Source organism: Acetobacter sp. AAB5 (assembly GCF_050106715.1).
GTDB classification, from domain to species: domain Bacteria; phylum Pseudomonadota; class Alphaproteobacteria; order Acetobacterales; family Acetobacteraceae; genus Acetobacter; species Acetobacter oryzifermentans.
Genome location: NZ_JBNIEW010000002.1, coordinates 54,749 through 75,849 on the forward strand (window position 1 = coordinate 54,749; position 21,101 = coordinate 75,849).

Genomic DNA, 21,101 nt, shown 5'->3' on the forward strand with positions numbered 1-21,101 from the left:
TTTACCCCCTATCTCTGCTGGGCAGGATAGGGGTGTTTTTTTGCCAGCTTACCCGTTGGCCTTGCCAGTTGCGGGGTGATCTGCCGGAACAGGGAAGATCCGGTCATACACCATGTTAAACACAAAAGCGTAAACCAGATAAAACACGGCAATAGACATGCTGAGCGAAAACGCCGTTAGCACACTTTCATGTAGGTACCAGGCAATGGCGGGCAGCAGCACAACCTGCAATCCGGCTTCAAACAGCAGCGTATGCACAACACGCACGCCCACCGTTTTGTGGGTGGTGGCATAAAGCCGCGCCATCACCCGGTCAAAAACCACGTTGTAAAGGTAGTTCCATATTGTAGCGGTTATGGCGCTGCCTATGCCGATCATCCCCATAGAGGATTCGTGCAGCCCAAACAGCGTGCTGCCGGTGGGGATAACAATGGCCAGCGCGATAAGCTCAAACAGCAATACGTGGCGCACACGGTCTGCCGTGCCGCGCGTGCCCACAGCAGGGGCATTTTGTGCAGCATGATGATCTGCCATGGCAGAGGAGGCCGGAGCGGCCTGAAGGGAACTGAATGTTTGCGTTGACATGCGGCGCAATCTATCGTCATCCCGGCTAAAGGAAAGATAAGAACCATCAGGAAAACAGATGGATGAATGTCTCGCTCGAACAGCTTGAAGCCTTTGTTGCCACAGCGGATGCGGGCTCATTTTCCGCAGCAGCCCGCCGTTTGGGGCGTGCGCAATCTGCTATCAGTACACATGTGGCCAATCTGGAAGTAGATCTGGGGCTGGAATTATTCCTACGCACCGGGCGCACACCTGTATTGACACCAGAAGGTGAACGCCTGCTGCGTGAGGCCCGCGTGGTGTTAGACCGGCGCGAGCACCTGATAGGCGTGGCCCGATCTTTAGAAAATCAGGTCGAAAACCGGCTGGTTGTGGCAATAGATGAACTGTACCCCGAATACGCTCTGGGCCCGGTTTTTGCCGAATTTGCCGAACACTTCCCCTATGTGGAAATGGAAATCCTTTTCCCGCTTATGGAAGATGTTGGCCAGCTTGTGCAGGAAGGGGCCGCGCATCTGGGGGTTATGTGGCAGCAAACACGTATGCCGCCAGATCTGGCGTTTCGCACCATCGGGCGGGTGCCGCTTAAACTGGTATGTGGGCGCAACCATCCATTGGCATCATGCGGCCCCATAGCGTGGGAAGACCTTAAACGGTATCGGCAGATCATGGTGGCCGCCCGTGGGCAGGAGCGCGAACGCCAACACCTGCGTGTAGCGGGCGAGGTGTGGTGGGTAGAAAGCCACTGGGTGATTCTGGAGCTGGTGAAGCACAATATCGGCTGGTCATTTATTTCAGATCATATTTTAGCGGCCTCTCCCGCAGCGCCAGATATTGTTACCCCACCCCTGGCGTTTGATGCCGGAGATAGGCCCGTGCCGCTGGCTGTGGTGTGGCATCACAAACGGCCGCAAGGCGCGGCTGCGCGCTGGTTACGGCAACGCCTCTGTGCCTCGGAGTCTGTTTTATATAAAGGGCCAAAGGCCAGTTCATAAAAGCATGATCAATTGTAATGGGTTGATATTTAATAAAATACAGCCGTTGTAACAAAACAACAATGCCACCTTAAAGCACATGTTTTGTCTTGCAGGCGAAATGAGAAACGCTATGATACCGAAACATTCCGGTATCGAGAGAAACAGTTCGCATGTCTCTTCAAAAAGTCCGTCCCTCCCTGCTGCGCGCTCTTTTGGGCAGTGCAGCCATTCTGACCATGGGAGGAACCGCCGCCAAGGCAGCGGAACCCGTATTACAGACCGAGCAGAGTGACGTTATTACCCTGCCAGCTTATTCCCCCCACACCATTTTGGTGGAAGATGCGGTTTACACCCACAACAAGGATGGCCGCGTTTATGTAGTGGATGCCGATTCCGGCAAGCTGCTGGGCATGGTGCAGGCCGCCTATAACGCCAACATGGCGCTTACGCCCGATGCCAAGCGCATTTATGTGGCAGAAACCACATGGGAACGCGGCAACCGTGGCGCACGGAACGATCTGCTGGCTGAATATGATGCCAGCACGCTTAAGATCACATCCGATGAAAAACTGCCCGCCCGCGCACTGGTTACGCCTAAAAAGAACGACTTCGCGCTGAATGCCGATGGCTCCCGTTCCTACGTGTATCAGATGAGCCCCAGCAACGCCGTGGAAGTGGTGGACAACGCCGCCCATAAGGTAACGCAAACGGTAGAAATTCCCGGTTGTGCGCTGGTGTATCCGTGGGGCAACGCTGGCTTTTCCTCCCTATGTGCAGATGGCACGCTGGCCAATGTCAGCCTTGGGGCAGATGGCAAAGTGGGCATGACGCACACCGCACCGTTCTTTGAACCCGATAAGGATGGCATTTTTGAACAAAGCCCCACTGTTGCGGCAGATGGCACGGCTTACTTCATCAGCTACAGCGGCATGGTGTACCCCACCAAAATGGGGGAAAACAGCACGGTAGAAAAACCGTGGTCCTTGCAGGAAGGCGCGGGAATGAAAGCCGCCCCCGATTCCTCCAAGCCGTTTGAAGTAACATGGCGGCCCGGTGGCTGGCAGATTGCCGCACTGCACAAGGCATCTCACCAGATGTATGTGCTGATGCACAAAGGCACGTTCTGGACACATAAGGATAACGGCACGGAAGTGTGGGTGTTTGATACGCAAACCCACAAGCGTATCCGCCGCTATCCGCTTAAAGTGGCCAGCAACCTTATAGGTGTTACGCAGGATGAACACCCACTGATGTTCACCGCCAATGAAGATAATGGTGATTTCTTTGTTTCTGATGCGCTCACGGGTAAGCCCCTGCGCACCATGAAGGCCCTTGGCACATCCCTTATCTTTACGGTTGCGCCGGGTGAAGGATGAGCCTGCTGGCTGAAACAGCCCCGCTTGCGGCCCTGTGCGCAGGGGGCATTGGCACCATGTTTTTGGTGGCTGGTGTTTCCAAACTGCGTGGGCATGATGCGTTTTTAGGCACGCTGGCCTCTTACCGGCTTTTGCCCTCCTGGTCATACGAAGGTGTGGCATGGGGCTTGGCCGGGGCAGAGGTTCTGGCTGGTCTGGCGCTGTTTTCCGGCTTTGCCGCCGGGCTTGGCGGTTTGGCTGCTGCGGCCATGCTGGTGGTGTTTGCACTGGCTATGGGCATAAACGTTGCCCGTGGGCGCACCAGCCTGTCTTGCGGGTGCACGCCCGGTTTGGTGTCCGAAACTTTGTCATGGAAGCTGGTAGCCCGCACCGTGTTGTGCGTGCCGCTGGCGCTGGCCCCGTGCTTTGCCTCTGGCGTTTCTGCCTTTGTATGGGGGCAGGGCGTTATGGCGGGTGTGGCGTTGTATCTGGTGTGGTTGGCACTGGTGGCCTTGCCGCCAGAACGCGTACCCGGATCTGGCGGAGGGCAGGAAGCATGATGCTGTTTTTGTACATCTGGCAGGGGCTGCTTACGGTTCTGGCCCTTGGGCTTGCCGTTATGCTGGTGGCCTTGGCCCGCCAGATTGGCGTGCTGCACGAACGCCTTGCACCATTGGGGAATCAGGAAGCCAAGCCGGGGCTGGATGTGGGGCAGATTGTGCCGCGTCTGGTTTTGCATACGCTACAGGGGCAGCCTTTTGTGGTGGGCGATACCCTGCCCGCAGGCGCCAAGCAGCTTTTGCTGTTTGTGGCGGCGGAATGCCCGGTGTGTAAGCGCGTTATCCCCATTGCACGGCAGGTGGCTGCCGAACGTGGGCTAGACCTTATTTTTGTGGGCGATGGCCCCGAACCTGAACTGAAAAGCATGGTGGCTGCCCGCCCGGAAATGCAGGGTGTTCCCCTGATAACCGGCGTGGAGCTGGCCCTTGTGCTGCAAATTAACCGTATGCCAGCCATGGTGCTGCTTGATGAACGCGGCACCATTCTGGCCAAAGACCTCGTGAATACCCGGCGTCAGATCGAAGGGTTGCTTGGCAACGTTACCGCCACACCCCCGCAGGGTCTGACCGATACAGGAGCAATGTCTCATGCTGCCGTCTGAAAACAAGAACTCCGCAGAACAGGGCACCCTGTTTGACCGGTTAACCGAATCTCTGCTCCGCCGTTTTGCGGGCAAAACCTCCCGCCGTGGCGTGGTGGCAAAGCTGGGCGGCGTGGCCGCTGCCGTGCCGCTGTTTCCGCTGCTGCCGGTAAGCCGCGCCAATGCGGCTTCTTCCTCCGCCGCCAAGGCCGTGGCCAAGGCTACAACGCCGTTTGGCTCCAAGGCACAGGCTAAAGATGCCAATGCGTGCGATTACTGGCGTTATTGCGCCATTGATGGCAATTTGTGCTCCACCTGTGGGGGTGGCGTTCATAGCTGCCCGCCGGGCACGGCGCCTTCTCCCACATCCTGGATTGGTAGCTGCTACAACCCGCAGGATGGCAACTCCTACATGATTGCGTATCGTGATTGCTGTGGTCAGGATTCCTGTAACGAGGTGACCTGCCTGAACACGGATGGAGATCAGCCTTCCTACCGCCCCATGGCTAATAATGACATCATCTGGTGTTTTGGCACGGGCACGTCTGAAATGTACAACTGCTCCACAGCTGCGGTGATCGGGAAAGCTTCCTGATTATGTTGCGTGCTGTTTTCCGCCTTGCCGTGCCTGCTGTTGCAGCGTGTGCAACACTGGTTTTGGCAGGCGGGGTGGCACGCGCGGCAGATGCCGTGCCGGGGGCCACAAGTTTAAACCCCACGCAGGTTGCCTATCTTTCGCACTGCGGGGGGTGCCACGGTATTGCGGGCGTATCTGGCCCCACCTTTGTGCCTATGCTGCGTGATAGCGTGGGCAGCTTTGCCTGCACGGATGAAGGGCGGAAATATCTGGTGCAGGTGCCCGGTGTTTCCATGTCCCTCATTCGGGATGATCAGCAGTTGGCAGATGTCATGAACTTTGTGCTGATTGATCTGGGCGGCAAAAGCACGCCGCCGGGCTTTAAGCCCTATACAGCCGCAGAAGTGCATGAATGGCGGCAACACCCGCTTTCTATGCCAGACTTCATGGCCAACCGCGCGCATGTGCTGGAGCGCTCTTTGGCTGCGTGTCATCGTGGCAACAATGGCGCGGCTGCAACAGTAAAGTAACACGGTAAGCCCTGTTCTACAGGGCTGCTCTCGGCTAGATCACAGCTTTGGGCCACAACACTGTAAAACAGAAGCAAACCCGCCCCCTGCCGCGGTTGTTTGTGGATAATGGGAGTATCAGGGAGCATGCGTTTGCGCCACCGTTTGTCCGCCGGTATGTGTTTTGCCCTGCAACTGGCAGCACTGCCTGCATTTGCGCAGGAAAAAACCACCCCCGATGATGCCGAGCGCCCCTTGGCGGTGGAAGAAACAGCAGCAGAAAAAAAGCAGGCCCAGAAGGATGAGGTGAATTTAAAAAGCCCTTCCAGTCACTCATGGTTTGATGATGTTGAAGGCCATATTGTGGTGGAAGCCGGTGTAAACGGTAACCCATGGACCAAAACAGGCCGCAACTGGGCGCAGTCTTACGTAGATAGGGCCAATACCGCCACACTTAACCAGATTACAGGCACGCTTTCCCACCCGGTAACAGAACTGGGCGATGGCTACGGCCTGGGTTTTGTGTTTGAGGTTCTGTATGGCTCCGATGCCCGGTTTAACCCCACCATTGGCATGGGGGATGGCAACCTGACAGGCATGTACCAGTGGACGCCCACGCAGGCGCATATTGATGCCCACCTGCCGTGGCTGACCAAAGGCGGGATTGACCTGCAAATTGGCCAGCAATACGGGATTCAGGGTTTTGAAGGCACAGATGCGCTGGAACGGCCTTTTTATTCCTACAACTATTCATCCGATTTTATTGTGCCGTTTGAAACCGTGGGTGTTCTGGCCACATGGCATATGACAGACCACGCAGCCCTTGTTATGGGTGTTAACGCCGGTAACTCCACCACCTTTGGCCATGCCAAAAACAACACCCGGCCCAAAGGTTACTTTGGTTTGCAGTTTACGGAACTTGCCGGTGGCAAGCTGGATATTGCAGCCATTGGCTATTTTGGCCCGCAGCAAAGCATCTATGCCATTGGGCGAGAAGCCAACCATGACATGGAATATATCGGAGACCTTCTGGCCTCCTATAAAATCAATGATAAAACCACCGTCACCCTGAACGCCACCTATTTCCATGATGATTACCTGCAGGATGATGTTTATGGTGTAACGGCCTATTTCGCGCATGATTTCAGCGATGAACTGACGTTTAACGCCCGTGGTGAAATTTTCCGTGATAATAATGGCGGCGTGGTGGGCAACAATACATCCCCCATGTCTTACGTGAACGAATTGCGTGGCCAGAACTATTCGTACGATTACGCACCCGGCACCACGTATGGGGAACTTACGGTAGGCGTAACGTACCGCCCCGGTTTTCTTAAGCTGCCCAAAGGGTCTTTTTCCATTCGGCCGGAAGTGCGGCTTGATAAATCCCTTAACGGCACGCGGCCCTTTAACCGCGTTTCCCCCACGGATGATCCAAACGTGAACTATGCTAATAACGGCATGAACAACATGTTCTGGTTCAGTTGTGATGCCATCTGGGCATTCTAAAAACCCGCTCCGCCAACCCACCACCGGCACAACACAGAGGACCAGCCCGTGCAGAACCTGATATACGCCAATGCTGCCCTTACTGTTGTGCTGCTTGCGGCCTGCATTGTTATGGGCTTAATGCTGCGCCGTATCCGCCGCTTGTTTCAGGAAATTGCGCCTGTGGGCGCACTTACCAGCTCACGCGGGCCACAACCGGGAGATGCCTGCCCACCGCAGCCTTTCCACACATTGGCAGGGGGTGTTCTGGGGCTGGCCGGTGGCGCCAAGCCGCGGCTGGTGCTGTTTGTTTCTGCAACATGCCCGATTTCTCGCAAGGTTATCCCTATTGCACGCAACTTCTGCGGGCGTGAAAATCTGGAACTGGTGCTGGCGGGGGATGATGCCCCAACAATACAGCAGCACTTTGCCCAGCAAACCAACACACCGGCTGCTGCGTTTATAAATGATCCGGCGCTGGGCCGTGCCTTGCAGGTAGATAAATTGCCTGCCGCGTTTTTGTTCGATCAGCAGGGCACGCTTATTGCCCGTGGGTTGGTGAACAACCGCGAGCACCTGGAAAGCCTGCTGAACGCGTGGGAAAGCGGGTTTAGCACGGTGCAAACCTATATGCAGCACACGCGCCGCAACCGCGCGTGATGTTGGGCGTGTAATTATAAAATATTTGGTAATAATATTATAAATAATCGCAAATAGTTTTTATTGACTCTGCTGCTCATAACTTGCCAGATTTAAATTAAGTTCTGGAAAAGAGCAGGAGTGCCACCATGACCGACTCCTTTCATCTCCCCAAAATCTCTCTTGAAGGGTTAGAGAAAATTATTATCGCGTACAGTCATGTGCCCGATAATCCTACGCTAGATATTCTTGCGCGGCTTACCAAAATGGGGTCTGCCGCTATTAGCAGAAACAATAAATTTCTGATGGATATCGGCGTTATTGCTGGTGCGGCAGAAAAAACAGTTACGCCTTTAGGCCAAAAGCTGGGGCATGCTCTGGAATATGCTTTAGGGGCCGATGCACAGGCATACTGGCGCGAGGCTGTCTCTAACAATTCTGCCATGATGGAGCTTATCACCACAGAAGACATGAAACGTGGGATGAGCGAAAAGGATTTATCTGCACATATTCTAGATGTTTCGGTGCACAAAAAGCATGCGCATACGCAAACAGGCGCACGGTGTTTGATAGATATTTTGTTAGAAAGCGGATTGCTTGAGCAAGATAAAGACATGCTTGTTGCAGCACCAGCACCAGCAGAACAGCCAGCCAAAGATAAGGCGCAACTGTTCGGCCTACAGGCAGAAGATTCCGCGCCAGATACCAAGGGTAGCGCGCCACCAGCCGCACCTATGGGGCTACCGCTTGCGGGGCAGAATATCACGCGCCCAGATATGCCCTACATCATGCTTAATCTGACATTGCCGGAAACCGAAGACCTAACGGTTTATGAAAAAATATTTCGTGCTCTAAGGGAAAACCTTTTGGGGTTGCCCCCCTTGCCCTAAAGAGTGTTCGCTACCTGCAAGGCTGGCATGAGTATAGATAGGTGCAACCTCTCCTACAGCTAGGCGTTGGGGATAGCATGTGGCATGGTTTTACACGCAAAGCCAACATGTTGCCGTTTACCGCCGGATTTAGGAGAACACGTTTTGGGTATTCCCGATATCACACTGCACGATGGTCTTACTTTTCCCGTTATTACCTTTGGTACGTACAAACTGAACGGTATAGCTGGCATGGAAGCAATGGTCAGCGCATTGGATGTAGGGTACCACGCGCTGGATAGCGCCTTTAATTATGAAAACGAAGGTGCCGTAGGCCATGCCGTGCGCAAAAGTGGTAAAAAGCGGGAGGACCTGCGCATTGCCTCCAAACTGCCAGGCCGCCACCATGATTATAACGAGGCACTGACAACAATTGAAGAATCCCTCTACCGTGCGCAGTTGGATTATTACGATCTGTATTATATCCACTGGCCCAACCCCAAGGTAGGCAAGTATGTAGAGGCATGGCAGGCGCTTATTGAAGCCAAAAAACGTGGCTATGTGCGCTCTATTGCCGTGTGTAACTTCCTGCCCGAACATCTGGAAAAATTGCAGAAAGAAACAGGGGTTCTGCCATCTATTAACCAGATTGAGCTTTCCCCCTACTTCCCGCAGGATGATATGCGGGCGCTGCACAAAAAGCTAAATATTCTTACCCAGTCATGGAGCCCCCTTGGCCGGGCCAACAAGCTGCTGCAAGATCCGCTGATTACAAAAATTGCCCAGCGGCTTAACAAATCTACCGTGCAGGTTATCCTGCGTTGGCACCACCAGTTGGGTTGCGTGCCTATTCCTAAAGCTGCCAGCAAAGAACATCAGATTTCCAATATGGATATCTTTGATTTCTCACTGACAGAGCAGGATATGAAGGACATGGCAACCCTTGCCCGTCCGGATGGCCGCAGCCACGGGCAGGACCCCGCAACGTACGAAGAGTTTTAATTAACTATGGAGGCTCTCCGTCTGGCGCAGTTGCAGATTTTCTGCGCCGTGATGGAGGAAGGCTCGGTGGTTGCGGCCTCGCGCCGTATGCACTGTGTGGCCTCCAACATTACGGCGCGGCTCAAGGAGCTAGAGCAGCTTTTGGGGCAGGATCTGTTTGCGCGGGAAAAAGGGCGGCTTATTCCCACACCAGAAGGCCGCCTGTTTTACCATGAAGCGCGAGAGGTTGTAGAAAAAGCCCATAGCCTTGCAAGCTTTTTTCAGCCCGATGTACCGCGCGGTATTTTGCGTATAGGGGCGCTGGATGTGGCCTTGGCGCATTTTTTGCCCCAATATATGCCAGCCTTTATGGCTGCCCACCCGGATGTGGAAATACGCCTGTTACGCCGCGCCAGCTATACGTTGGAACATATGCTGGATGATCAGGAACTGGATCTGGCCATAACGGATGGCCCCATTGTGCATCCGCTTCTTGAAAGCCGCTTTGTTTTTACAGAAGAACTGGTGCTGGTGGCCCCACAAAATATCCGCAGTTTACAGGATATTCACTGGTCCAGCACTACGGTGCTTTTGTTCCATACAGATTGCTTTTACCGTAGCGCGTTTGAACGCTGGATGGCAGAGCAGGGCTTTGTCCCACGTGCCATTCAAACAGTGGAATCTTACGATGTCATTCGGGCCTGCGTGCGCGATGGTATTGGTATTTCCTGTTTTCCTAAAAGTATTTTTCAACATAAATCACCGGATGATGTGCGCGTGTTGGCCGTGCAGGGGTTACGCCCAGCCCCTGTTTACTGTGTATGGCGGCGCAATGGTGCAAAACCTTTGCTACGCAGGTTTATAAATACCATTTGCCCGGCAGAAATAGATTAAAACCATTCATTTTTTGTAAATGGTTTACTGATATATCATTACTTTTAATGAACGCATGTGTGCGTCATACTGCAAACAGAATTTCAGAAAAAAGGAGAACATCTCATGGCTGATGTCAAACAGCAGGATCTGTTCATCAATAATGAATGGGTAAAACCCACATCTGGCAAATATACGCCCATTAAAAGCCCCGCTACGGGGGCGGAAGTTGGGCAGGCCGCAGAAGGCAACCCGCAGGATGTTGAAAAAGCTGTGGCCGCCGCAAAGGCTGCGTTTAAAGGTTGGAGCAGTAAACCTGCCAGCCAGCGTGCCGATTATCTTTACGCCCTTAAAAACCTTGTAGAGCGCGATAAGGAACGCCTGGCCACTATTATCACCTCAGAAATGGGTAAACCCATTAAGGAAGCCCGTGCAGAGGTAGATTTTGCCGCAGGGCTGCTGCGTTTTGCGGCAGAAAATGCCCGCAGGCTTCAGGGGGAAATTATACCCGGTGAACGTGAAGGTGAAAAAATCCTGATCGACCGCGTACCGCATGGTGTGGTGGGGGCTATTGCGGCATGGAACTTCCCGCTGGCTTTGTGTGCGCGTAAAATTGCACCGGCTCTGGCGGCAGGTAACACCATTGTTCTTAAACCCGCTGATGGCACACCACTTTCTGGCTTGGCGCTGGCTGAACTGGTGCAGGAAGCCGGTATTCCCGCAGGTGTGGTTAATGTGGTTACAGGCAGCGGCCAAGGTGTGGGCGTGCCACTGGTGGCACATAAGGATACACCGCTAATTACCATGACAGGCTCTACCCCCGCAGGTAAGAAGATCATGGCAGCCGCAGCCGAGCATCTTAAGGAAGTGCGGCTGGAGCTAGGCGGTAAAGCACCTTTTATTGTCATGGAAGATGCAGATATTCCCGCAGCGGTGGAAGCGGCCGTTACGGCACGTTTCTTTAACGGCGGGCAGGTGTGCACAGCCAACGAACGTACTTACGTGCAGGAAGATGTGTATGATCGCTTTACCACAGCGCTGAAGGATCGTATCGCCAGCCTGAAAGTGGGGGACCCGATGGATGATGCCACAGATATGGGCCCCAAGGTGAATGAAACCGAGCTGGAAAAAGTGGATGGCATTGTGCAAAAAGCCATATCACAGGGGGCAAAGTTGGCACTGGGCGGCAAACGTCTAACTGGTGGCATGTTTGATAAAGGCACTTTTTACGCCCCCACATTGCTCACAGACATTACCCCGGATATGGACATTGTGCAGGACGAGGTATTTGGCCCCGTGTTCTCCCTTATCAAGGTGAAGGATTTTGATGAGGCCCTAACCCGCGCCAATGATAGCCGCTATGGGCTTTCTGCTTACCTGTTCACCAATGATCTTTCCCGTATCCTGCGTATGGGCCGGGAACTGGACTTTGGGGAAATTTACGTCAACCGTGGATCAGGTGAAGAACCGCAGGGCTTCCACCACGGCTATCGTGAAAGCGGATTGGGGGGTGAGGACGGTCAGCACGGGCTGGAAGCCTATGTGCGCACCAAAACCATTTATCTCAACGCGTAATATCCAATACGCGCCACGCCATACGCTTTAAGTGTGGCGTGGTGGATATAAAAAACCGTGCCGGGGCAGAGCGCACCCGGCACGTTTTTTTTGTTTTCAGGAAAGATTTAGTCCCGATCTTTTATGGTCTGTTCAATCTGTTTTTCCAGATCATGCGGTTGGGCGGTGGTAAAGTGTGTCATTACAAACGCGGTAATATCTGCAAGATCGCGGTTGCTTAAACCGCCCCCCGTAAAGTGCGGCATAATCTGCACGCCCGTTGCCGTTTGCAGGCCGGTGCCATTTACCAAAACCTGTATCAGGTTACGGCCATTATCTGCCCCCAGTGATCTGCCGCCCGCAATGCTGGCAAAGCTGCTTTGCCGCCCTGTGCCATCTGGCAAATGGCAGCCCGCACAGGCCGAGGCATAAAGCCGTGCGCCACGGCTGTTTTGCGGCAGGCTGGCATCACCACTGGCTGTGTTGCGGAAGGTTACAGAATCCTGCGGTGTGCTAACAGGTTTTGTGCTGCGCAGATAAGCCACCATAGCCTGAATATCCGCAGGGGTAAGGTAACGCAGGCTGTGGCCAATAACATCTGCCATATCGCCAGATGCCGTGCCGTGGCCATCTGCATGGCCGGTGGAAAGGTATTGCGCCAGTTCGGCATCTGTCCAGCCGCCAATACCGGTTTTGGTATCGGACGAGATGTTATAGATGCGCCAGCCATTTAGCATATTGCCGCCAAATGCCTTGCTGGTGGAAAGCCCAAAGGTAAGCGTGCGTGGGCTGTGGCAATCTGCACAATGGCCTGCGCCTTCCACCAGCCAGCGGCCACGGTTCCACTGGGCGGATTTTGTGGTGTCATCTGGGTAGGCAGAGGCCGGACCGTTCACGATGTTCCAGAAAATCATCAAACTGCGTATGGAAAAAGGAAAACGCAGCTTGTTTTCTGGCGGGGTGCTGGCAGATGTGGGCAATGTGGCCATATAAGCCCGAATATCCCGCACATCCTGATCACTCAGGCGCGCATAGGCAGGGTAGGGCATGGCAGGGTAAAGGTGCTTGCCGCCGGGGGAAACACCCTGCTTTACGGCAGCAACAAATTCCGCATCACTCCACGCGCCCACGCCGTGCTGCTTATCTGCTGTAATGTTGGTGGAATATACCACCCCCATGCCCGGTAACTTAAACGCCCGGCCGCCAGCATACGGCATACCGCCGGGTGCCGTGTGGCAGACCTCGCAATCCGATGCGCGGGTAAGGTACTGCCCGCGTTCTACGGGCGTGCTGCCGGGTGTGCCTTCCTCGGCGGCATTGGCATGGGCAGCATGTGTGGGCAGGCATAAGGTTGCCAGCAGCACAGTTGCCGCAGCACTTTTGGCAGAAAAGGAAACACGCTTAACGGATGGAAAAGAAAAATCATGTTTCATGGTCTTACTCTTTCCCTTCCGTATTGCGGGCAGAAAGCAGGGGCAGGGTGCGGTAACGGTGCCCCCGTGCGGCTGCCATGGCGTTAGCCAGCAGCGGGGCGGCCGCGGCTGTGCCAACCTCACCAATACCGCCGGGGTCTTCCTTGCTGGGCATCACCACCACATCAATGCGGCGCGGGGCCTCGTTCATGCGCATTACGCGCCATGTGTTGAAGTTTTGCTGTTGCACACGCCCGTTTTCCAGCGTGATCTCATTATACAGGGCGGCGGAAAAGCCAAAAATCAGGCCGCCTTCTATTTGTGCAATCACTTGGTCTGGGTTGATAACCTGCCCGCAATCCACCGCAGCAGTTACGCGGTGGATAATCACTTCATCCGGGCTGGGCATTTCAATTTCTGCAATGCTGGCCATGTAAGACCCAAAAGCAAACTGCAAGGCCACACCGCGTGCCCGACCTTTGGGCACAGGCGTGCTCCAGCCTGCATCTGCGGCGGCGCGTTCCAGCACTGCCAGCGCACGTGGGTTGTTTTGCACCATGGCGCGCCGATAAGCTACCGGATCTGCCCCCGCGCGGGCGGCCAGCTCATCTATAAATCCTTCCACCACAAACAGGCCGCGTGTGCCACCTACACCGCGCCACCATGCGGTGGTAATGCCGGGGGCCTCGCGCCGGGCAAATTCCAGCCGATACGCGGGGTAGGTGTAGGGCGTAACCACCGTGGCAAGGGAGAGGTCATCATCATACCCATCCTTTGTGAGTTCTGGCGGGTCCCACCGCGCCACAACTGCTGGGCCAACAATGCGATGTTGCAGTGCGGTGATATGCCCTTTTTCATCCAGCGCGGCAGTGAGTTTATCTACATAAGCCGGGCGATACCTATCTTTGGTAATATCTTCTTCCCGGCTCCAGATAATTTTCAGCGGGTAGGGCACCTGTTTTGCAAACTGCACGCACTGGGTTACGTATTCGTGCTCCAGCCTGCGGCCAAAGCCGCCACCAATATACTGGCTGTGCACTGTAATTTTGCTGGCGGGCAGGCCGGTTATTTCTGCTGCTGTATCTCGCGCACGTTCGGCTACCTGTGTGCCTGCCCATACATCGCACCCATCTGGCCGCACATGGGCGGTGCAGTTTATGGGTTCCATGGGGGAATGCGCCAACAGGGGCTGCTGATAGGTGGCCGTATAGGTGGTGCCGGATTGGCCAATGATACCCGGCGCATCTGCCTTGGCGTTGGCCACAATGGCCGGGCCGTTTAGCCCTGCGTGCAGATCATCATAAATGGTTTGGGTGGTAATGGCTGCATTTTTTCCAAAATCCCATTGCAGGTTCAGGGCTTTTAACCCTTTGCGGGCAGCCCAGTAATGGCTGGCGACCACGCATACGGTATCTTTATTATCCGTTACCAGCACGGCCTGCACGCCGTTTACGGCCAAAGCGGCATTGCGGTTCATGCTGCGCACGGTGCCACCTTGCACGGGGCAGGCGGCCACGGTGCCAATTTTCATGCCCGGCACCTGCACATCCATGCCAAAGCGGGCGGTGCCATCTACCTTGATCTGGCTATCCAACCGATGATGTTTGCGGCCAATAAGTGTGTAATTGCCTGCATCTTTGAGTTTTGGTTCTTTGGGCACAGGCAATTTGGCGGCATCTTCGGCCACATCGCCAAACGGCACGGTGCGGCCAGAAGGCGGGTGCATAACGGCCCCATTGGCGGTTGTGCAGCTTTCTGGCGCAACGCCCCAGCGTGTGGCCGCGGCCTGCACCAGCATAGCGCGTGCTGCCGCACCGGCTTGGCGCAACGGCAACCATTCTGTCATGGTAGAGGTAGAACCGCCGGTAATTTCCGCCCCGCCACCGGGGGGCGCGGCCTCTATTTGCACGGCAAACGGATCTATCCCCAGTTCTTCCGCCATCAGCATAACGGAGGATGTGTAAATACCTTGCCCCATCTCGATATTTGGCAAAATAAGGGTAATGGTATTATCTGCGGAAATACGGATAAACGCGTTGGGGGCAAAAGGGGTGGCAACATCTTCTACCAGCATGCCGGTGCCTGCCTGCGTGGCCTGAGCAGCCCGCCCACGCGGCATGGGCCACAGTGTTGCCAGCAACAATGCGCCGCCCGCTTGCAGCACGCGCCTGCGGCCTGTTTGGAGCCGCGCGGTGGATGAGGGGGAATGTGTGCTCATGCCAGTTCTCCCGCTGCGTGGTGAATGGCTGCGCGAATACGCATATACGTGCCACAGCGGCACATATTGCCAGACATGGCGCTGTCTATCTGTTCATCCGTGGGGTTGGGGGTGGTGCGTAGCAGGGCCACGGCGGCCATAACCTGCCCCGGCTGGCAGTATCCGCACTGCACCACATCCAGCGCCACCCACGCAGATTTGATAGCCCGCACAATCGGGTCTGCCATGTCCAGGCCTTCCGGGGTGGTAATGGCGCGCTCTCCCACCAGCCCAACGGGCAGGTTGCATGCGCGTACGGCCTTGCCATCTACATACACGGTGCAGGCCCCACACTGGGCAATGCCGCAGCCAAACTTGGCGGCATTTAAGCCCAGAATATCGCGCAAAACCCAGAGCAACGGCGTATCGGCATCAACATCCACGCTGTGCGGTTGGCCGTTTATCACAAGGGTTGGCATAGGGGGCTCCTGTAGCTGGCGGGGGAAAGACCAGCCTAACACTTTCGGAGCGGGAACGAAACGGAATCCTCTTTATTATATATGTAAGAATACAGACACGGATATTTATCCAGCCTGTTTTTGCCGGAAGTGCAGCAGCGTTTGTGCGTGGCTGACAATCTTGCCTACGGGCAGAGGCAGGTTTGCGGGTGTGTAGTGGTCCTCATGCGCAACGCCGGTTTCCACCTTGTCTGCCCAATACTGCAAACCACCCTGAATACACATGGCCAGAAAACACGGGTTAAGGTGGTGGCTGGGCACCAGTTCGTACACCAGCGTGCCGGGCTGGCACCATGCCACATTGGCAAGGCCCGCACCCAAAAAGCCCACCACCATATCGGCTTGTGCAAACAGGTCTATTTGCTGGGCTACGGGCAGGCGTTCGGGGCGTACACGGGCAAAGCCGAGCGTGGATAAGGCCTCGGCCAATTCGGCCTCGTTAGGCATATGGCGGTTTGTGGCTTCTCCGCGTTCCAAAAACAGATAGCGCCCGCGTTTGGGTGTGGTGCTGGCGGCCCGGCGTAACGCCGCATAGGCGGCAAGTGCTGTTTGGGATGCTGTAAAATCCGTTTTGCCGCGCACAAAATCTGTATAAACCACGCGCGCAAAGGCATAACGTGTGCCGTGCTGGGTTATCAGCCGCCGTTCGGGCGCCAGCCCTGCCAATGTTACAAATTGCTCCTGCCACGGGGTAAGGGGGGGCAGCAAAAACACATCGTTCTGCCCAGCGTGTTTAAGAAAATAGTAAAGAGCCGGAACCGTATGCGCCACCCAGTGGTAGTAATTGGTGTTCCAGTGGTCAAACCCCGCCCATGCGGTGCAATTGTGCTGTTCTACAGGTGTGCTGGCCGGGGCCGCATGCCAGCGCCTGAGCGCATCCAGCCCTTGGGTATAAACTGTATCATGCAGGGGGCGGCCTTCCCACGCAAACAGGGCCAAGGCGGGGTCAAACACCGCGGGGCCAAAGCTGTAGCGGTATATGGGGGGTGTATCTGTGTGCCAGTCTGTTAGCAGGCTGTGGGCGCCATCGGGCAGCGTGCCGCCAAAGGCAAAGTTTCCGCCCATGCGGGATGAGGTTTCAATTAACCCCCGGCCTCCAGAGGCCTGAAACACACACGGAAAAGTAGAAAGAAGCACAGACATGGCAGGGGGCTTTAGCGTTTTGCAAGGGTGTGGCAAGTATAGGGGTGGGGCTTGGGTTCAGGCAATAGGGCGGAACTTTGGCGCGCACAGTATGCAAGGTAGAGCGGATGCAAGACGGTTCCTATAACGAAGTGCCAGTTATCAGAACACCAGTTTTTAAAACCCCAGCGGATGATCTGGCCTACTGGCAAGCCAACCCGGATGTGGCCACATGCGGGCTTTCTGCCCCCCAGCATTATGCCCAGCATGGCCAGCACGAGGGGCGTATGCAGGCTGCTAATCAGGATTTGGTGGCCGCCATGCGCGAACGCAAGCTGGAGCGCATTGCCTTCCGCCAGAACCCCGTAACACCGCGCACCTACGGCCAGCCCGCCAATTATATGACAGACGCCATAAGGCAGGAATTTCATATTCCGCCTTTTCCGCCCATTTCGGCCCATAATTACGGCGGCTATATTGCGGGCCTGCAAAAGCAGCATCCGGATTGGATGTTTTTGGATGTAGGGGCCGGGCTGCGTGATACCGTAACCGAGCAGATGGTGAATGTGGATGTGTTTCCCGCACTCAGCACGGATGTGGTGTGTGTGGGGGAAAACCTGCCCTTTGCCGATGCCCAGTTTGATTTTGTGCTATGTGCCGCCACGCTGGAACACACCAAACGCCCGTGGGAGGTAGCAGCAGAAATCTGCCGTGTGCTCAAACCCGGCGGCATTGTGCGCATAGATTATCCGTTCTTGCAGCCTGTGCATGGCTATCCATCGCATTACTTTAACGCCACGCCTGAAGGAAATATCAGCCTTTTTGAAAAATGGTGTGATATCCAGTATTGCGTTGTAGAAGACCATTTCCACCCCGTGCATGCCCTGCGCTGGATGATGGAGGATTGGAAGAACGGCCTGCCAGAAGATGCCAAAGCCCAGTTTGGCAACATGCGGGTGGATGACTTTTTGTCTGCCCCTATTCCAGACATGATGCAGCAACCTTTTTGCACGGAATTAAGCCCCGAAACCAAAAAGGTGATTTGCGCGGGTTCTACGCTGGAAGGGGTTAAAAAGCAGGGCCCGCAGTTTTACGGCAGCCTGCGCGAAGAACATCTGGCGCAGGAAGTGCAGCAGGCCCGGCGGGATGTTGAGATCATGCGGGCTTCCTCATCCTGGAAGCTGACAGCCCCGCTGCGTAAGGTGGTTGGCCTGCGGCGCAAATAAAGGCCGCAGCCCGATTAACGGAAAAAAATCGGGAAAAAATACAGCCAGCAGATGGTAAACATCAAGGCGCCAGCTATCAGCACCGGCAGCACGATTGTTACAAACGCCCCAAAGCGTGAGGGGCGTTCTGGCGGCAACCCGGCAGCCTGATTAACCTGCGCAACGCGTGCATCAATATCTGCGTCTATTGGGTCTTCCTCTGTCCAGTCTTCTTCTGGCGTGGGGGCGGGCGCATTTATCATGTGTGGTCCTTATGCTGGTGCTGGGCAAAAGCGCTTGCACCAATGTGTAGCGCACAGCCCACTTTATGCCCCACCATACCAAGTATGAGAGACAGAATCGGGCAAATAGCATTTTTAAGCGATAGCTGGTGCGAATAGCCGATATACAGCGCAAAATTTAACCGTAGATGATAATCATTCTCCTTCAAAAAGGAAAGGAATGTTTCAACATAGTTAATTTGTTCTCAATGCCCTAACGTTTTGATTGAACTTACGTTAGAAAAATACTAAATGGATTCTCTAGCTGTATATGTAACATCATAATAACATGAGGGATTAAGGGCATGACAACTGTAACTGTAAATACAAGTGGGGATTGGGGCGTTCCCACTACTTATGATAATGACGATGTTATTTTGGATGGAACATCATCTGCAATTACAGTTAATGTTGTAGCGCATAATTACGGGGGTTGGACTGAAGGTGATACTGTAAATTCCAACTTCCATTCCCCCACCATGACCATTGAAGGGAATGTTACGCTCACCGGTGATGGTTACCTTTCCATCAACGATACGGTTACGAACAATGCCTCATCCTTCACTGTTGAATCGACCAACTTTGCAGTAAATGGCACCCTGACAGGAAACACCGTTACCATTGCAAACGGTGGCACCTTGTCTGTTGGCACGTTGAAGGCGGCTGTTACTTTCGGGGCCTCTCCCTCAGATTCCAGCGGGTATAATACGTTAATTGTGAACAATTATGCGTCCAGTGGAACGCTCACAATTAACAACCTGTCTCCGCGCGATCAGATTGTGTTTTCCAATGGTGAAACCACAAGCCTAAAGTGGAGCGGCAATGGCAACGAAATTGTGGATCAGGACGGAACAGTTCTGGCGAACGTGACCTTTGCTGATGGGTATAGCAAGGACGATTATTCCTTTAACGGAGACACCGTAACCGTTACCTGCTTTTTGGCTGGCAGCATGATCCGCACGCCCGAAGGTGAAAAAGCGGTTGAAGACATCCAGCTTGGTGATGACGTTGTAACCTTTGACTGGCAGCAGCATAAAGATGTGGCATGCCCGGTTGTGTGGACCGGTAAAGCCCATGCACATGTGCAGGCTGATCTTGCGGATGATGAAGCAGGCTGGCCCGTGCGCGTTCTTGAAAACGCCATTGCCCCCGGCGTGCCGTACAAGGATATGCTGATTACGGCCGAACATTGCCTGTTTTTTGATGGCAAGTTTGTACCGGCCCGTATGCTGGTGAATGGCGTATCCATTTTTTACGATAAATCCATTACCTCTTACGATTACTATCATATCGAAACAGCGCAGCACGCCGTTATTACTGCCGATGGCGTGCAGACAGAAAGCTATCTGGATACCGGCAACCGTTCCACCTTCCGCCAGCTTGGCAAGGTTGTTGCGCTGCGTGGTAAGGCCAAAAGCTGGGCGCATGATGCAGGTGCCCCTCTGGCGGTAGAACGTGCCTTTGTTGAACCCCTGTTTCATGTTTTAAATGCACGTGCGCGTGATATTGCGGGCCATATTGCGCATGCCAAAAAAGCAGAAACAACGGTAGATCCAGACCTGTATCTGGTTACAAACACCGGCGCTATTGTGCGGCCCCTGCGCAAGGAAACCCAGCAGTACAGCTTTATGCTGCCTTCTGGCACACAGTTTGTGCATGTGGTTTCCCGCGCAAGCCGCCCAGCAGATGTGATTGGCCCGTTTGTGGATGATCGGCGCTATATGGGTGTGGCCGTTGCAGATGTGCGTCTTTTCTGCGCCACAAAGGCACATAACATTACGGCACATCTTCAGGCCGAAAAACCCGCTGGCTGGCACGCTACAGATTGGACAGATTGCGCCTGGACCAATGGTGATGCCGTGCTGCCCCTGGGGAACTATCTGACCAACGGCAAAATGGGCATTCTTACCATGACCATTCGGGCGGCTGGGCCTTATCTTGTTGAAGATCAGGAAGTTGCTGAATTAAACCTGCGTTCTGCCTGATTTTATCAGTTCTGAATGTGTGCAAAAGGCTCTACCTGAAAGGGTAGGGCCTTTTACATTATGGCGGTAAGGAAAGCCCGCAGTTTACTGCTTTTTCTGCCCGGTTTCATGCAGGAGAAAAGTAAGTGCGCCTGCCAGCACAATACCGGCCAAGCCAAAGCTAAAGCCTTTTGTAAAATCCGCCCCGCTGAGTGGTCGCCCATGCCCCAGATGTTGCAGGAACATTGCAAACAGCGGAGAGACAATGGCGCTCATAACAAACACCAAAAAGTTAATGGCCCTTGTGGCGCTGCCTTTTACATCATCAGCATTGGCTTCCTTGATGATGGTATAGGGGATTATGGCCGCACCGGAAGAAAAGCCCAGCAGCAAAGCCAGCACATAAGGCGGAAACGTATTGCCCAGCAGGTAAATAATGGCTGCAACCGTAAGCGCCATAACAATCATGCCGCCCAGCAACACAATTTTCAGAGACACTGACCGCTTAACATAGACACGCCTGTGCGGAAATTGATGTAAGCCTTTGCATTGATACCGCAGCCAGCTGCGTTCATGATGCGGCAGGAAAAAAGACACAACAGGATGGTTGAGATGACTGATGATGAAGCCCGTATGCTCACAGGCACCGAATTAGACCCGCAAAAGCTTTATATGCAGGTTGAAGGGCTGAAAGATGTTTTGAAACTTGCCGTAAGCGGATTGCCCCCGCAAAGTTTACAAAACCTGCGCGAAGCTCTGGAAAAAGTTTGTGCAGGCAGCGTGGAAATTCCGGGAATGGCAGAAGCGCTCCAGATTGTAAAAGAGCACTCCCCCGCAGCTTCTCACCTACAGTAAGAGCACAGAGATATTGGCGC

General features: G+C 54.4%; 22 protein-coding genes. 15 read left to right on the forward strand and 7 right to left on the reverse strand.

The window, feature by feature from the left end:
* Window positions 1-48: 48 nt before the first annotated feature.
* Window positions 49-585 carry a PACE efflux transporter gene (locus ACP7IZ_RS02405; protein WP_035351053.1) on the reverse strand — a complete coding sequence of 179 codons (537 nt, stop codon included), beginning with the start codon at window positions 583-585 and terminating at the stop codon, window positions 49-51.
* A 62-nt stretch (window positions 586-647) separates the two neighbouring features.
* Here ACP7IZ_RS02405 and ACP7IZ_RS02410 point away from each other — a divergent pair, with 62 nt between their 5' ends.
* The 12 genes from ACP7IZ_RS02410 (at window position 648) to aldA (ending at window position 11,548) form a co-directional block, all read left to right on the forward strand.
* Window positions 648-1,559 (forward strand): LysR family transcriptional regulator, encoded by a 912-nt coding sequence (locus ACP7IZ_RS02410; RefSeq protein WP_006117004.1) that lies wholly within the window; start codon window positions 648-650, stop codon window positions 1,557-1,559.
* A gap of 152 nt (window positions 1,560-1,711) precedes the next feature.
* Window positions 1,712-2,917, forward strand: coding sequence for an amine dehydrogenase large subunit (locus ACP7IZ_RS02415; protein WP_426847695.1), 1,206 nt, complete (start codon window positions 1,712-1,714; stop codon window positions 2,915-2,917).
* Window positions 2,914-3,456, forward strand: a complete 543-nt coding sequence (locus ACP7IZ_RS02420) for a MauE/DoxX family redox-associated membrane protein (protein WP_006117006.1) — start codon at window positions 2,914-2,916, stop codon at window positions 3,454-3,456. Before ACP7IZ_RS02415 ends, ACP7IZ_RS02420 begins: the two co-directional genes overlap by 4 nt.
* Window positions 3,456-4,058, forward strand: coding sequence for a redoxin family protein (locus ACP7IZ_RS02425; RefSeq protein WP_193561108.1), 603 nt, complete (start codon window positions 3,456-3,458; stop codon window positions 4,056-4,058). Before ACP7IZ_RS02420 ends, ACP7IZ_RS02425 begins: the two co-directional genes overlap by 1 nt.
* Entirely contained in the window at window positions 4,045-4,632 is a 588-nt protein-coding gene (gene mauA / locus ACP7IZ_RS02430) for a methylamine dehydrogenase (amicyanin) small subunit (RefSeq protein WP_003625995.1), read from the forward strand. Before ACP7IZ_RS02425 ends, mauA begins: the two co-directional genes overlap by 14 nt.
* Before the next feature lie 2 nt (window positions 4,633-4,634).
* Entirely contained in the window at window positions 4,635-5,144 is a 510-nt protein-coding gene (locus ACP7IZ_RS02435) for a c-type cytochrome (RefSeq protein WP_003625993.1), read from the forward strand.
* A 108-nt stretch (window positions 5,145-5,252) separates the two neighbouring features.
* Window positions 5,253-6,632, forward strand: coding sequence for an outer membrane beta-barrel protein (locus ACP7IZ_RS02440; protein ID WP_426847696.1), 1,380 nt, complete (start codon window positions 5,253-5,255; stop codon window positions 6,630-6,632).
* 48 nt (window positions 6,633-6,680) lie between these two features.
* The gene (locus tag ACP7IZ_RS02445; protein WP_063353565.1) at window positions 6,681-7,271 is read left to right on the forward strand and encodes a hypothetical protein; all 591 of its coding nucleotides are present in this window, start codon (window positions 6,681-6,683) and stop codon (window positions 7,269-7,271) included.
* A gap of 128 nt (window positions 7,272-7,399) precedes the next feature.
* Window positions 7,400-8,140, forward strand: a complete 741-nt coding sequence (locus ACP7IZ_RS02450) for a hypothetical protein (protein ID WP_426847698.1) — start codon at window positions 7,400-7,402, stop codon at window positions 8,138-8,140.
* An 84-nt stretch (window positions 8,141-8,224) separates the two neighbouring features.
* Window positions 8,225-9,121, forward strand: coding sequence for an aldo/keto reductase (locus ACP7IZ_RS02455; protein ID WP_426847699.1), 897 nt, complete (start codon window positions 8,225-8,227; stop codon window positions 9,119-9,121).
* Between the two features lie 6 nt (window positions 9,122-9,127).
* Entirely contained in the window at window positions 9,128-9,994 is an 867-nt protein-coding gene (locus tag ACP7IZ_RS02460; protein WP_426847700.1) for a LysR family transcriptional regulator, read from the forward strand.
* A 105-nt stretch (window positions 9,995-10,099) separates the two neighbouring features.
* The gene (gene aldA / locus ACP7IZ_RS02465) at window positions 10,100-11,548 is read left to right on the forward strand and encodes an aldehyde dehydrogenase (protein WP_426847701.1); all 1,449 of its coding nucleotides are present in this window, start codon (window positions 10,100-10,102) and stop codon (window positions 11,546-11,548) included.
* A 107-nt stretch (window positions 11,549-11,655) separates the two neighbouring features.
* On the opposite strand, the gene ACP7IZ_RS02470 is transcribed toward aldA, so the two are convergent.
* From ACP7IZ_RS02470 to ACP7IZ_RS02485, 4 genes are all read right to left on the reverse strand, one after another.
* Entirely contained in the window at window positions 11,656-12,960 is a 1,305-nt protein-coding gene (locus tag ACP7IZ_RS02470; RefSeq protein ID WP_426847702.1) for a c-type cytochrome, read from the reverse strand.
* A gap of 4 nt (window positions 12,961-12,964) precedes the next feature.
* A complete protein-coding gene (locus tag ACP7IZ_RS02475; protein ID WP_426847703.1) occupies window positions 12,965-15,157 on the reverse strand; it encodes a molybdopterin cofactor-binding domain-containing protein in 2,193 nt (730 codons plus the stop codon).
* Window positions 15,154-15,615, reverse strand: coding sequence for a (2Fe-2S)-binding protein (locus tag ACP7IZ_RS02480; protein ID WP_426847704.1), 462 nt, complete (start codon window positions 15,613-15,615; stop codon window positions 15,154-15,156). The genes ACP7IZ_RS02475 and ACP7IZ_RS02480 overlap by 4 nt, the downstream gene beginning before the upstream one ends.
* A gap of 105 nt (window positions 15,616-15,720) precedes the next feature.
* Window positions 15,721-16,797, reverse strand: coding sequence for a glycosyltransferase family 61 protein (locus ACP7IZ_RS02485; protein WP_426847705.1), 1,077 nt, complete (start codon window positions 16,795-16,797; stop codon window positions 15,721-15,723).
* A 107-nt stretch (window positions 16,798-16,904) separates the two neighbouring features.
* On the opposite strand from ACP7IZ_RS02485, the gene ACP7IZ_RS02490 reads away from it, so the two are divergent.
* The gene (locus ACP7IZ_RS02490; protein WP_426847706.1) at window positions 16,905-18,002 is read left to right on the forward strand and encodes a class I SAM-dependent methyltransferase; all 1,098 of its coding nucleotides are present in this window, start codon (window positions 16,905-16,907) and stop codon (window positions 18,000-18,002) included.
* A gap of 14 nt (window positions 18,003-18,016) precedes the next feature.
* Here ACP7IZ_RS02490 and ACP7IZ_RS02495 read toward each other — a convergent pair whose 3' ends face one another.
* Window positions 18,017-18,244 carry a hypothetical protein gene (locus ACP7IZ_RS02495; RefSeq protein ID WP_426847707.1) on the reverse strand — a complete coding sequence of 76 codons (228 nt, stop codon included), beginning with the start codon at window positions 18,242-18,244 and terminating at the stop codon, window positions 18,017-18,019.
* Window positions 18,245-18,567: 323 nt separating this feature from the next.
* On the opposite strand from ACP7IZ_RS02495, the gene ACP7IZ_RS02500 reads away from it, so the two are divergent.
* Window positions 18,568-20,247: a Hint domain-containing protein gene (locus tag ACP7IZ_RS02500; protein ID WP_426847708.1), complete on the forward strand. Its 1,680-nt coding sequence runs from the start codon at window positions 18,568-18,570 to the stop codon at window positions 20,245-20,247.
* A gap of 84 nt (window positions 20,248-20,331) precedes the next feature.
* Here the strand turns inward: ACP7IZ_RS02500 and ACP7IZ_RS02505 are convergent, their stop codons facing one another.
* Window positions 20,332-20,724, reverse strand: coding sequence for a hypothetical protein (locus tag ACP7IZ_RS02505; protein WP_426847709.1), 393 nt, complete (start codon window positions 20,722-20,724; stop codon window positions 20,332-20,334).
* A gap of 114 nt (window positions 20,725-20,838) precedes the next feature.
* On the opposite strand from ACP7IZ_RS02505, the gene ACP7IZ_RS02510 reads away from it, so the two are divergent.
* The gene (locus tag ACP7IZ_RS02510; RefSeq protein WP_035351113.1) at window positions 20,839-21,081 is read left to right on the forward strand and encodes a hypothetical protein; all 243 of its coding nucleotides are present in this window, start codon (window positions 20,839-20,841) and stop codon (window positions 21,079-21,081) included.
* The last annotated feature ends 20 nt before the right edge of the window (window positions 21,082-21,101 follow it).